Below are 13,252 nucleotides of genomic sequence, written 5' to 3'. Positions count from 1 at the left end.
CTTAAATTATTTTATTGAATTTCCATATCCGACAATCAGAATGGATACTATAATCAGTGCGATACCGGCAAAAACAGTCGAAAGTGTTTTCCTGCTCACGCCTTTCCATTCTTTCAATCCCAAGCCCCATACGTTTGCAACCAGGATAATAAAAGCCATGTGCAATATCCAGGAACTGGCGCCATTACCCAAGCGGCTTTCCCCCATTCCGTAAAAGAAGAATTGTAAAAACCAGGTTGTTCCGGCAATGGCAGAAAATATGTAGTTTGATAGTAATGGCGTTTTTTTGTTGGTGTAATCTCCGAAGGTCTTGTTACGGGCATTTAACAGCATGCACCAAAGAAAATTAGTCGTTAAACCTCCCCAAAGTACGATCACATACGTTACATTATTCTGATAAAGAAATTCGCCCCGACCCGGGTTGGCGCCTTTCCAAATATGATTGGCCTCATTTGCCATTTCTTTGCCGGCATCTATTCCGAATGCAAAACACGCACTCAGTAATCCGGAAATAATGGCCACAGTTAAACCCAATCCAATCTTAAATTCGCTATTCACAGGCTCTGAATTATTTTTGGTGAGTTCTTCATCCTTCATACGACCGGCTTTTCCACAAACTATAATCCCGACGACACAAACCAGTAAGCCTAAAAGAACCAATTGACCCCAGGGTTGTGAAGCCATATCACTAATTGTATCTTTACCCGTTTTTGGAAAAACATCATAGTAAACAGACGGAATTAAGGACCCAAATACCGAACATAAACCCAGAATAATCGAGCTTCCCAATGAAACTCCCAAATATCTTACTCCCAGTCCATACGTCAGACCGCCGATGCCCCATAAAACTCCGAAAATATATGTTGGAAATAGTATTTCGGAATTGGTATTGTTAATTATGCCGGCGAAATTAGGGATCGTTAAGTAGGCGGCCAAAGGCGGAACAATTAACCATGAAAATATACCGCCAACTATCCAGTAACTTTCCCAGGCCCACCCTTTAACTTTTTTATAGGGAATGTAAAAACTACCAGAGGCAAAGCCCCCGGTAAAGTGAAAAATTACTCCAAATATAGTCTGCATAGAATTTATAGTGATTGGTGCACTAAAAGTAATCAAGAGAATTTGTACAGCTGTTATGTACAATCATGCTCATGTTGAATGGTGTGGAGACTTAGAATTAATTTTGCTCTCACACCGTTGTACGAGTAAATATTTAACCGGGTATTCCCTTCGCATTGGGTGTTTTGCTCAATTTCAGTTACTTTTCTATTGAAGCTGGATAAGCCCAGGTCGGAATCTAAACGGGCGGAAATTTCATCACCCCCTCAAACTGGTGCATCCATTTTTACCGATCCCGGCATTCCTGTCACTTTCTATAATGAGCCGAATAGCATTGGAAGGTTTCCATAAAGGTCAAGATAGTCCCAAAAGGAGCATTTTCTATATTTAATAGTTGCAAATCACCATAAAGCTGTATTAAATGTTTATTAGCAGTTTCGTTGCTGGCGAATCTTACAAATTCATTTATCGAAAGTTTTAGAATCGGCATTAACGATTATTGATAACCAAAAAAGGCTGAACGGTAGTAATTATTGAGGGAACGGTAAGGGAATGTGGAAATATGCAAATGAGAGAATGTGCAAATGAAGGATTGGGGGAACGGTAAATTGTCTGGAACTTTGATTGGAATGATTGGATGATGGGCTATAATTTATAGCGGTTTGCCATAGACGGAGTGGGAACAGCAGCAAATGGTATTTTATTTCCGGGATTGTTTTTACTCTTTGTAAGTAACTCCAAATTCCGATGCTTGCTCTTCAATCGTATTGAGGCCGACTTGTAATCGTCTTTTGTTGATGTTTTTCGCATCTTCTAGAGGTGCACGTTGATACTGGTCCGTTATAAATCCTGTTTTAGGATCCTTAATTGGTATCATTTGGGTTCCATAAATCTGTCTTTCTCCTTTATCAAGTTTAATCCGATCAATCATATTCGCCACATGTTTCCACTCAAGTTCACCTTTGTCAGCGGCTTTCTTTATCACAGACAGATACTTCTCCCGGTCCCGGTGTTCTGCATGCTGAATTACATAGAAAACGGCTTCATTCGCAGTGTCGCCAACCATAGATTTTCCCGGATAACCCACAGAATCGATAATTTCAGTTATTCTCTGAAGATTAGTGGAATCGATGCTGGATTCGTTTTCTCCATAGCGTCATAAAAATTCTTATCACTGGGTCCTATTTTAGATGGCTGCTCCCTGGATGACTGGTCTGACTTGTAAATTTCTAATAACTCTTTTCTTAATAAGTCCCTTCTGCCCTGGCCAAGGGAGATATTCGAGAGGATTACAAATAGGAAGAATGCCAGGTGTTTCATAGAACGTCCATAGTCTTATAAACTAGTGCTATCAATCTAACTAGCCTTGTTTCTTGCACCAATCTAACATAATTGGGTAAAGCTCTGCTGTGTTCAGCTCCATATGAGCTAGTCTCTGTTTTATAAGTTCCCTGTTGAATTCTTTGAACCTGATGAAGTTTCGCTTATTTTTCGGTGGTGATCGCCCTGCAATGTTCCTTGTTATTCTCTAACAACTTTAAGCAAACCTCCTTTATAATCTCTCCCTTATTTGCAATCATGCTATGAGCTATGTCTTATAATTAATCAACCTTCATAGGTCGGCTTTGCAATTAAAGCTTCATGTATCCAGATCCATTGGATCTGCTCCCCTGGTGATTGCGGATTTTACCGCTTTGTCTAAAAACTGGTCGTAGCTTAGATCGAATAATTCCTGCAGGTGCACTTTCTGTAAAGCTTCCGCAGTGTCAATTTTCCTGTCCTGATAGATGTACTCAAACTGACGGTTTAGAACTGTTCAATGTCTGGGTACTTCATACTGTAGAGATCTCCTTCCTGTATTTTAAGGCAACGTTTTATATCTAATCTTTTGACCATCTTCCCATACACAAATAGCTTTTCCGTTATTAAGCCAATATACTCGTGGCGAAATTCCTTTACCCAGTTGTATAGTCTGCTTTGTGTCAAGCTTCACTACTTGGATATTATTTTTTTCTTGCCATGCTACAACAGTTTTACCGTTGCTTTGCGCCATACTTACATCACGCCCTGAGCCCAGTTTTTGCTCCGGCTGATTTTCTGTGGCATAGTATACATCATTATTTCTGCGCCATGCAGCTGAAACAACTCCGTTTTCATTAATAGCTATTCCGCCGCCATCCATGGGACAAGCATTGAGAGGCCACGTTCCCTGACCTGATTTTTTGCCTTCGCTAAACGTTTGGCCTTTATTGCCAGACACAGCGTAATAAATATCTCTGGAGCCCATCAGCCAGTTCCTGAAACCAATAACCAATTTGTTATTAAAAGCAATATTTGGCCTGCAGCATTCACAAGTGTGTCCATCCGGTGATTTATATACAAGAAGATTTTTGCTCCAAGTGGTTGACTTTCCGTTAGTAGACGAAAAATATATATTGTTCTTTTTCGCCAGCCTGATATCAAGCCAGGTTGCGTAAAAGTTATCCTCTTTATCCGCGGTCAATGCCATGAGCCCCTCGACGGCCGATTCTTTCTGATCATTAACATTAGCTGACTTTGACCAGCTCTTGCGCAAATGATCAAGTTTATAGGAATGAATATTGCCCTGCTCATCGATAGCAGTAATCATACTGTAGTTTTTAGAGGAAGCAATCTGAGGTCCCCGGGTATGGCCTAAGTGCATGCCGGGTATCTGCCCGACCCTGGCCGGCTTTGAAAATGTTGTTCCGTTATTTACAGAAGTGATAACATATATGTTTTCCCCCTCCCCGTATGCGATCCTGATAGTACCTTTTTTATCTATGGCAACGTTCGGTTGCTGACCATTTATATCAGCAGCGAAAACAGACAGTTTCAGGGGAATTATTAAAAAGAAAATTAGTGTGGCTTTTAACATGGAAGTTTGAAAACGAATACGCGGATGAAATATCGGAAATTAATGAAATATCTAAATATATTCTGAATAGAAGGCTATATTAAAAAGTAAGATGTTGAAAACAAGCTTATTATTTGTAGTAATAATAAGCTTGTTTTTGATGTTGAGATTTGGCTTTCCTCGGTGAAAAGTTATGAAGTTAAGCCAATGCAAAGATCGGCCTTCCAAATCGTGATCAGGCCAGGTCAATTTCCTTTGCCAAATAAACATCCTGAACAGAGTTTAGGAACTTCACACCTTCTTCAAAAGGACGTTGAAAAGCCCTCCTTCCCAGTATTAAACCCATACCGCCGGCTCGCTTATTAATTACCGCAGTTTTTATTGATTCAACCAGGTCGGTTGCCCCTTTTGATTCTCCTCCTGAGTTAATCAGGCCGGCCCTACCCAAATAGCAGTTCATTACCTGATAGCGGCACAGGTCGATTGGATGATCAGATGCAAGATCACTATACATCCTGGGGTCGCTTTTTGAAAAGTTGATGGCGGTAAAGCCGCCGTTGTTTTCAGGCATTTTCTGTTTTATTATATCTGCCTGAATGGTTACTCCCAAATGGTTCGCCTGCCCGGTGATGTCAGCCGCCACTTCGTAATTCACACCATCCTTTTTAAAGTCGTTATTCCGGGTGTAGCACCATAGAATACAAGCCATACCCAACTCATGAGCTCTCTCAAACGCCCGCGCTACTTCAACAATCTGTCGGCTGGAGTTTTCAGAACCAAAATAAATTGTAGCCCCAACTCCAACCGCGCCCAGATTCCAGGCATTCTCAACACTTCCAAACATGATCTGGTCGTATTTGGTAGGATAAGTAAGTAATTCGTTATGATTAATCTTAACTAAGAAAGGGATTTTGTGAGCGTATTTTCTTGACATCATTGCTAAATTGCCAAAAGTTGTTGCCACCGCATTGCAGCCGCCTTCGATAGCTAACCTTACAATATTTTCGGGGTCAAAGTATAGCGGGTTGGCAGCGAAAGCTGATCCCGCTGTATGTTCAATTCCCTGGTCAATTGGCAGTATAGATAAATACCCCGTTTCAGCAAGCCTCCCGTGATTATATAAAGCGCTAAGACTACGTAGCACCTGTGCATTCCTATTACTTAAGGCAAAGACTTTATCTACGAAATCCGGGGAAGGTACTTGAAGTAATGCTTTGCTGATAACTGTGCTTTTGTAGGCCAGAAGGTTGTCTGCTTCTTTTCCAAGCAATGTTTGTATTTCATGATAATCCATAGCTATAAGTTGTAAAATAGAGTTACAAATCAATAAATCATAGTTATCCCGTCACCCAGACCCATATCGCTGTCATAATAGGTAGAAAAACAAAGGTATCTGTTTACAATATATCTCAATCCGGCCATATATTCTTTGTCGGTATTGCACGAAGTAAGCAAAAATGGCGGCAACATTCTAGAGTTGACGATCAAGTACACAATCAGGTTAAAGACATCACATGCAGCCTTTCTTAGCCTTATGCAACGTGTTTACTTACGTTCTGTTTTGATAAATGAGAGTAGCACACTTCCGCTGATCACCAGTGCAATAACCAGCAGAGAGATAAATGTGGGGATTTTGAAGACATCCACCATAACCATTTTGAGCCCTACGAACACGAGGATAATGGCGAGTCCGTAGGAGAGATAAATAAACCGGTTAATCAGGTGCGCGAGTGCAAAATATAACGATCGGAGTCCGAGAATAGCAAAAATATTCGAGGTGTAGACAATAAATTCATCTTGAGTAATGGCCAGTATGGCAGGAATGCTGTCTACCGCGAAAACGACATCGGTCGTTTCGATAAGAAGAAGCACGAGAAATAAAGGAGTGGCGAAGTTCTTGCCATTCTGCCTGATAAAAAATTTGTCGCCATGCAACTGATCCGTAACGGGCATGATTTTTCTAAAGAACCGGATTAAAGGATTTTTTTCCGGATCTATTTTCTTATCCTTTTCCTTAAACATTTTATAGCCGGTGTAAATCAGAAAGACACCGAAAACATAAATCGTCCAGTGAAATTTCTCTATCAAAGCAACCCCGGCAAAAATAAAGATCATCCGCATAATCAAGGCTCCCAGGATGCCCCAGAATAACACTTTATGCTGGTACTCTTGCGGTATCCGGAAATAACTGAAGATCAGCACAAAGACGAAGATATTATCTACACTTAAGGATTTTTCAATCACATAGCCGGTTAAAAATTCGATGGCCTTATGCTCCCCAAACCAATAATAGATCAGGCCATTGAACACTAAAGCCAGTGAAACCCAAATCCCTGACCATATCAAAGCTTCTTTAACACTGACTACGTGGGCTTTCCGGTTGAATACACCCAGATCAAGCGCGAGCATGAGAAGTACAAATACATTGAATCCAATCCAAAACGTGTTGTCAACCTCCATAACGTTGATGTCTAATTCTTTATGAAAATAACTTAAATACGCTGAATTATAAAAGCTCTACATCTAAATAACAATCGAAACTTTCCTGATTCAACTAGTCTTACCAACATGAATTTGATGGGGATCTCTGTAAGGAAATGTGCAAATATGTAAATGAAGGAATGGAACTTAAGAAATGTGCAAATATGCAAATGAGGAACGGTGCAAACGAAGGAAGGATGAACGGTAAATTTGTCTGGAACCGTGATTGAATTGATTGGATGATGGGCTATGATTTATAGCATATGGTAATAAGGTTGCTCCAATCATTGCTTTTTCATTCGGTTTGTCACATTTCCCTGATCTGTACTTTCTCTTTTAATTCTCCTTCACTTTTTTCGCTCAAGATTTTGGGCACCCTCTTTAATCTATCAGCCCGGATTTATTAGCACCGGATTTTGGGGCACGGGATTAAAAAGATTACTCGTCCTGCAAATTTTCATCCAAGGGAAAAGTTAAATGCAGGTCAGTAACAGTTGCTTTAGGAGGTTCAGGCAAGGGTTTCCAACAGCGAGGGTTAGCAATCCGGGCCCCGTCAACGCTCCCGATAAAACGGCCGCTTCGTTTATTGTAATAGCCAATAATCACTCATTCACCTCGTGGAAGATGAGCACCTTGCGGAGGTGCGCGGGCTTTTTTTCAAAAATTGGTATGCAGGACATACGGTATTTTTATTTATCAATTAACACTTTCTATCTTACCTGGTACATGAGTTTTTTTAGCTCTCTCGTGGCTTCCCTGCTCATCTCGTGGGAGTTCTGGCACCGATTTCTATAGCCGGCAGGGAGAACTCCTCTCGCGAACATCCGGGAGCGACGCCTTAAAACCACCGGATCTTTAATCCGGTTCTTTAGAAAAATCATGCCCGTTAGTTCAGACGATTACCTACGAAGGGTGGTGCCAATTCAAAATATTCAATTACAAGAACGCTGGAAAGAACTAGCTAAGGTCTACAGATGACAGTTCACTTGGAGATGAACGCCCTGGAATAAAGCCTTTAATCTGAATATTATCAATAAGCCATCGGTATACTATCCGGTTGCTTTTCCAGCGCTGTCTGCAATACGGGATTCCTTCTCCCCGGCATATCAATCCGAAGGATAAAAGTTCCTGCCTTGCCTGAGCGAAAATCCTGCTCATTTGAAGTTACAGCGAGCAGAAGATTTTTATTGATGATAATTAATTGGTCGCTCCTTAAAAACCTCTTTCGCCAAAGTTGAACGTTCAGGATGCCGGAATCGCTCTGAATTGAAAGTGATTCTGCCCCGGAGATCTTACCGGGGCCAATATCTCTGAAGCTAACACTTGACCCGGCGTTCTTTAATTTCAGCTCCCTAATTAAAAACCCGGAATCGTTTTTAACTTTCAGGGCTATTTTTTTATGGAAGTCTTCGGGTTTTGTTTCATCGAAATAGATTTTTTTTCCGTCCTGGGTAAAGCAGTTAAGTGTCCCCCCGGAATGTTTTTTATAACTACCGTCCGCATAAGCCTCAGTTCCCATGCTGCAGTCATTATAGCCCGAAAGCGTCCTGATGCTGAGGCTGTCCCCACCAAAGTTAAATTCCCATTTGCATTTGTTGTCCGGCAGATTAGTTTCAAACGTCCATGAGTCAATGTTTGAGAATATCCGGCCATATAGCGAACCCCTTTTATTGGCGGCTGATGCCACGAGATCGAGATAGAACAGCATCGTTGTGTCGGTCTCCGGATACACGTAGATCAGTCCCATCCCATCCTCCCTGGAATAACTGTAGATTCCCTGATATTTTGAAGAAAGAAATTTCTGTGCCGGCGGACCGGCCACCTGGCCGTAGGCTGTTGTTGTCAGCATCAGAATACCGGACAATAATGTCAGAATGAGTAGTGCGATATGCCGGTTCATAAAATTTATATTTTTGAAATTTCTTTACTAACATATCTTTCGGTGAGAGGATGTCGCACCCAGTAACGCCTTTCGGATAAATTACCAGGTTCTATTTCTTCAGGTGTTTTCGCCGACCTCGATGCTGCTAAAGCATTTCCCCGGCTAATCTCCCGTTTTTGTTGCCTGTCTGCGCCGCCTGTATTTACTCCCGGGGTATTGTTGACTGAAAACGATATAAAAATACAATGCTGATGAAAATATACATCCTAATCGCAGGGAGATAGGTAGTCCGCTTTCCGGCGTTATATTCATTCGTCAGCAAGCCCGGCTGATATAACAGGGGCTTCATGGTTTTAATGAATTTAGAATCAAAATGGAAATAAACGCTATGGCATGGGTCAGCATATAACCCACATGCTCTTTGGTCTCGATATTTTCCTGGCCACAATTACTACAGAATTCACCAGTAACGTCGTGATCACAATTCAAACAACTAGTATCCTGGAGGTAATTTTTTTCATACCTAATAATTAACTTTCATGAACCAATGATACTAATATTAAATTAAAACGCTGACAGGGTTCGGAACCCTGTCAGCGTTGAATGAATGACTTCATGGTAGGCCCTGATATTGAACCAGGGCCACCTGATTAGACTTTCGTCGACAAATCACGTATGCCTTATCTGGCTTATTTAAAATGAATTGAAAAATCTCTTAATTCAGTACTTGTGAGCTATTTTCCATCCTATGATCTACGTGTTTGAAGATAATTTGCTCTTTTTCTTTGATATCGTTGCCCCGGTTTATTGCAACAATGTCTATGCCTTCTGTGAACGGGTTTTCTGGCCCGAACTGCGGTACCCATTTTATAGTAAGCTTAAGTAATAAACGACGGTTATCCGTTGCTTGTAGCCAGGAAACAAACGACCAAGGGGAATCAGAATGAGGTCAATTAAGGATAATGCTGGGGGTTTCAAAGAAAATTAAGGCATAGAACTTTTCATTATGGAAAAGTGTTTTTTCAAAATGGAATGGTTTCGCTTATTGATATTAGGAGAATTGTTTAGCTAAGCAGCGATTAAAGCAGAATATCGTCGAATTTTGACCCAAAATGCCGATTCTTTTTCTGAAATCCTGTTGCTCATTTATAGGCCTGCATTTTGTTCATCTACTCTGGCATCATCGAAGGCCAGATACCCGCGACCAGCCAACAGGATTGGAACTAAAACATATAACCTTAATACAGAGCAAAATGAAACTCAAACACAAACTCCAGGCTCAAATTGTACTGCTTTTCGTGGTGGTGATTTTTTTTGGGGGCCTTACCCTATTTTACTTACGATTAGTATCTAAAAGTAACGATGTAATTCTAAGTGATAATTATGCAACCCTGAAATATATCAATGAAATGCGATCCGTGTTGGAGGAAAATGATTTGCCTCTCAGGCCGGTTGCTGTTGAAAGGTTTAGATCGGCCTTGCGCCAAGAGCAAAAAAATATAACGGAAAGAGGAGAGGCTACAGAAGTTAACAAGCTGAGCCGAAGTTTTGAAATATTAACTGATAATACTTCGGAAATAGAACTTAAACGGTCGGCTGTCAGAGATGTACATAGATACTTGTTGCACATTGAAAAAATGAATTTAAATGCTGTCGAACAAAAAAGTCAGACTGCTAAACAAACTATTAAGAAGGCAACTATGTACCTGGCTGCGGCAGCATGCATCACCTTTTTAGTACTTTTCAGTTTTATATTCAATCTGGCTAGTTCTTTTGAAGACCCGCAACGCGAACTTAAGAAATATGAATAATCCTAATATTTTTCATACTAGTTAGCTAGATACCCGAAGGTGTAAACCAGAAATGTCTTTTTAGCCATAATAGAGCTACCAAAACCAGGTCATTCTTCTTTACGCTTTGTATAATCAGGAATGAATACCTTTTGCGCAAAGGATATAGATATCTTCTGTGCGAATGCTATTGGATGTTACCACTCCGGCTGCTACAATAACATAACGTAGAGAAATCATTAAAACAAACCGGAACCACATCATTTTCTAAAAATACATCGCGTATGACAAGGCGAACCTGATTTGAATTACTAAATTGAGGGATGCATAAAGTGATTACCATTACCGTGAGTCCGGCGCTTGATAAAAATACTTCAGTAGACAGATTGGTTCCCGAAAAAAAGCTAAGTTGTTCAGCCCCCGTTTATGATGCAGGTGGTGGCGGCATTAACGTTTCCAAGGGGCTCAAAAAGCTGGGCACTAACTCGCTTTGCCTATTCCCTGCCGGCGGTGCCTCTGGCGATCATCTGGTCAAACTGATAAAAGAAACCGGCGTAAGTTGCATGCCCCACAACATCCGCAATCCAACCAGGGAAAACTTTATAGTGGTCGAATCATCCACTAATCAACAATTCCGCTTTGGGATGCCTGCAACCGAACTGTCTCCGGCAGAACTCGACTCTTTTCTTTCCATCTTCGCCCGTCACGCCATGGGTTCGAGGTATATTGTCGCAAGCGGAGCTATTCCAGCCGGTGCAGGAAGTGAGTTTTTCGCCCGGGTTGCCAGTGTGGCGAACAAGGCCAACGCGCGTCTCGTGGTTGATACCTCCGGCGAGGCGCTTAGACAAGTGTTGGAAGAGGGTGTATTTATGATCAAACCAAATCTTGGTGAGCTTAGCAAACTCTGCGGAGTAGACACCCTGGACTCCGAGATGGTTGATGAGGCGGCCAGAGAATTTATTAAAAGCGGTAAGTGCGATGCTGTAGCCGTTTCAATGGGGGCTCAGGGCGCTATGCTTGTAACGGCAGATGAGGCAATTAATGTGCGGGCACCGCTGGTTAAGAAGTTGAGTACAGTTGGTGCCGGCGATAGCATGGTTGCCGGGATGGTACACTCCCTGACCCTAGGAAAAAGCATGAGAGAAGTCATTCACCTGGGCGTCGCCTGCGGTACTGCCGCAACCATGAATCCGGGCACGGAACTTTTTAAACGGGAAGATGCTGAAAGGCTTTATCATGCCATGCTGCGTCAGAAATAGATCAAAAGCAAAAAGCACCCTGCATGAAATTCATACAGTATCACCTAAATCCTACACTATGGTTTGTGTTGAGTTTTTTATTCCTAATATCCCTGGGAACAGCACTGTTGATGTTACCAGGAACTACTTTTGGCGAACCGCTTCACGTAGTTGATGCTCTTTTCATGTCAGCAAGTGCCGTATGTGTAACGGGCCTGGCGGTCATCGATGTGGCTACCCGGTTAACCGGCTTTGGGCAGACGGTCCTGCTGGTTCTCATTCAACTTGGCGGCCTTGGCATTATGACTTTTACAGGCTTCTTCAGCTATTTTCTTTCAGGACGATCATCTTACAAGAGTCAGATTATGTTCTCTGAACTGATGGATGAAAAAAAGCTTGGTTCTGTGCTCCACCTGCTTGTCAGGGTCGTGATGCTCACCTTTCTGTTCGAATTGCTCGGTGCTTTCTTGATTTACCTAAACACAGACGGAGACACTTTCAAAGATTTCGGGGATCATGTTTTCTTTGCTGTATTTCATTCCATCTCGTCCTTCTGCAACGCAGGTTTTTCGACCCTCTCAGCGGGCTTATACGACGAATCTACACGCTTCAATTACACTCTTCAATTATTAATCGCTGCACTTTACATTCTCGGTGGACTCGGCTTTGCAATAATTTTAAATATTCGAATTTACTTCATCAGGCACAGAAACCTTCTTGTCAACAGAGTTTGGCACAAAAAGCCGGTTAAATACAAGCCCTGGGTGCTAACCTTCACTTCAAAAATTGCGATAATATCAACATTGGTTCTACTTGTGTTCGGTTCTGCAGCTTACTTTATTTTGGAGTATAATAATTCGCTTGCAGAGCACCCTACGCTGTACGGAAAGGTTGTAACCGCTTTTTTTTCCGGTTCTACTCCCCGAACCGCGGGTTATAACACTGTGGACATGACAAGCCTGTCTATGCCCATAGTGCTGGTCATCATGCTTCTGATGTGGATAGGAGGTTCACCAGGATCAACAGCAGGCGGAATTCGTACAACCACCATTGCGATAGCTACACTGAACATCATCAATACCGGCCAAAATACAGACCGGATGAACCTATTTCGCAGAGAAGTGTCCGGTGAGTCAGTGAATAAGGCATATGCAATTATTGCGCTTTCGCTTCTCTGGCTTGCAATAGCGATCTCAGTTCTTTCACTAACCGATGGTCGTCACGGTTTACTTGCCCTTGCTTTTGAAAGTTTCTCTGCCTTTAGTACTGTGGGCTTAACACTCGGTCTAACTCCTTCATTAAGCATGGGCGGAAAAACATTAATAGTCATTACCATGTTCGTTGGGCGCGTCGGTACCCTCACGCTGCTCGTCGCATTCATCAAAAACCGGCGTGAAAAACGATACCAGTATCCGGAAGAAGTAGTACTCTTGCAATAACATTTATCTGGAGGTAATACGATCGTTCCAACGATAATCAAACTGGCGTCAGTTATCGTTTCCGAGGTTAAAGTCCTAAAAAAAGTATCTGGCAGCAAAAAGATATTGGCGATCTGAATAATTCTTATAGCCTCTGCATCTCCGCTGGCTTTCTATCCACCTCTTCGACCAACTTCTCGTTCAGCCATTTCTGGGCAAGCTGGTAACCGCCAATATAAAACTCCTGAATAGTCATCAGGACGTCTTCAAAGTACTGGGTTTGTTGATACATACTTTGCAGGTTATTTCACCGCGGGCAGTTTCAAAGTAAGTTTTGGCAGAAAATCAATTTTAAGAACTCCTTATAAGGTTTTGGTAAGGCGAGCTGTGAAGTACGATTTCTGATTCAGATAACATGATCTGCCTCGATTTATGTACTTGGTGTCCTTGAGCAACATCAGGGAGCACACTGACAACCGTCATCTTGCGCTATTTCCATCAGCCTT

Annotated in this window: 12 protein-coding genes; 3 read left to right on the top strand and 9 right to left on the bottom strand. The window is 41.9% G+C overall.

All coding sequences use genetic code 11. The annotated features are described in order from the left end of the window. Positions 1-6: 6 nt before the first annotated feature. From rhaT to AC1MCB_RS03420, 8 genes are all read right to left on the bottom strand, one after another. Positions 7-1,083 (bottom strand): L-rhamnose/proton symporter RhaT, encoded by a 1,077-nt coding sequence (gene rhaT, locus AC1MCB_RS03455; protein ID WP_479967355.1) that lies wholly within the window; start codon positions 1,081-1,083, stop codon positions 7-9. Positions 1,084-1,780: 697 nt separating this feature from the next. Next, positions 1,781-2,149 carry a DUF6624 domain-containing protein gene (locus AC1MCB_RS03450; RefSeq protein ID WP_479967354.1) on the bottom strand — a complete coding sequence of 123 codons (369 nt, stop codon included), beginning with the start codon at positions 2,147-2,149 and terminating at the stop codon, positions 1,781-1,783. Positions 2,150-2,166: 17 nt separating this feature from the next. Next, positions 2,167-2,382, bottom strand: coding sequence for a hypothetical protein (locus AC1MCB_RS03445; RefSeq protein WP_479967353.1), 216 nt, complete (start codon positions 2,380-2,382; stop codon positions 2,167-2,169). A gap of 541 nt (positions 2,383-2,923) precedes the next feature. Continuing rightward, a complete protein-coding gene (locus AC1MCB_RS03440) occupies positions 2,924-3,958 on the bottom strand; it encodes a hypothetical protein (RefSeq protein WP_479967352.1) in 1,035 nt (344 codons plus the stop codon). A gap of 214 nt (positions 3,959-4,172) precedes the next feature. Then, on the bottom strand, positions 4,173-5,231 hold the full coding sequence (locus tag AC1MCB_RS03435) for a class I fructose-bisphosphate aldolase (protein ID WP_479967351.1): 1,059 nt from the start codon (positions 5,229-5,231) through the stop codon (positions 4,173-4,175). A 251-nt stretch (positions 5,232-5,482) separates the two neighbouring features. Next, on the bottom strand, positions 5,483-6,397 hold the full coding sequence (locus AC1MCB_RS03430; RefSeq protein ID WP_479967350.1) for a TerC family protein: 915 nt from the start codon (positions 6,395-6,397) through the stop codon (positions 5,483-5,485). Between the two features lie 1,051 nt (positions 6,398-7,448). Next, positions 7,449-8,318: a hypothetical protein gene (locus AC1MCB_RS03425; RefSeq protein ID WP_479967349.1), complete on the bottom strand. Its 870-nt coding sequence runs from the start codon at positions 8,316-8,318 to the stop codon at positions 7,449-7,451. 184 nt (positions 8,319-8,502) lie between these two features. Continuing rightward, positions 8,503-8,649, bottom strand: coding sequence for a DUF3667 domain-containing protein (locus AC1MCB_RS03420; protein WP_479967348.1), 147 nt, complete (start codon positions 8,647-8,649; stop codon positions 8,503-8,505). A gap of 904 nt (positions 8,650-9,553) precedes the next feature. On the opposite strand from AC1MCB_RS03420, the gene AC1MCB_RS03415 reads away from it, so the two are divergent. The 3 genes from AC1MCB_RS03415 (at position 9,554) to AC1MCB_RS03405 (ending at position 12,767) form a co-directional block, all read left to right on the top strand. After that, the gene (locus AC1MCB_RS03415) at positions 9,554-10,111 is read left to right on the top strand and encodes an MCP four helix bundle domain-containing protein (RefSeq protein ID WP_479967347.1); all 558 of its coding nucleotides are present in this window, start codon (positions 9,554-9,556) and stop codon (positions 10,109-10,111) included. A gap of 302 nt (positions 10,112-10,413) precedes the next feature. Further along, positions 10,414-11,349, top strand: a complete 936-nt coding sequence (locus AC1MCB_RS03410; RefSeq protein WP_479967346.1) for a 1-phosphofructokinase family hexose kinase — start codon at positions 10,414-10,416, stop codon at positions 11,347-11,349. Positions 11,350-11,372: 23 nt separating this feature from the next. Beyond that, a complete protein-coding gene (locus tag AC1MCB_RS03405; RefSeq protein ID WP_479967345.1) occupies positions 11,373-12,767 on the top strand; it encodes a TrkH family potassium uptake protein in 1,395 nt (464 codons plus the stop codon). A gap of 124 nt (positions 12,768-12,891) precedes the next feature. Here AC1MCB_RS03405 and AC1MCB_RS03400 read toward each other — a convergent pair whose 3' ends face one another. Further along, the gene (locus AC1MCB_RS03400) at positions 12,892-13,038 is read right to left on the bottom strand and encodes a hypothetical protein (protein ID WP_479967344.1); all 147 of its coding nucleotides are present in this window, start codon (positions 13,036-13,038) and stop codon (positions 12,892-12,894) included. Between the last annotated feature and the right edge of the window lie 214 nt (positions 13,039-13,252).

The organism is Daejeonella sp. AP26 (assembly GCF_056680515.1).
This window is presented reverse-complemented; position numbering and strand designations above follow the sequence as displayed.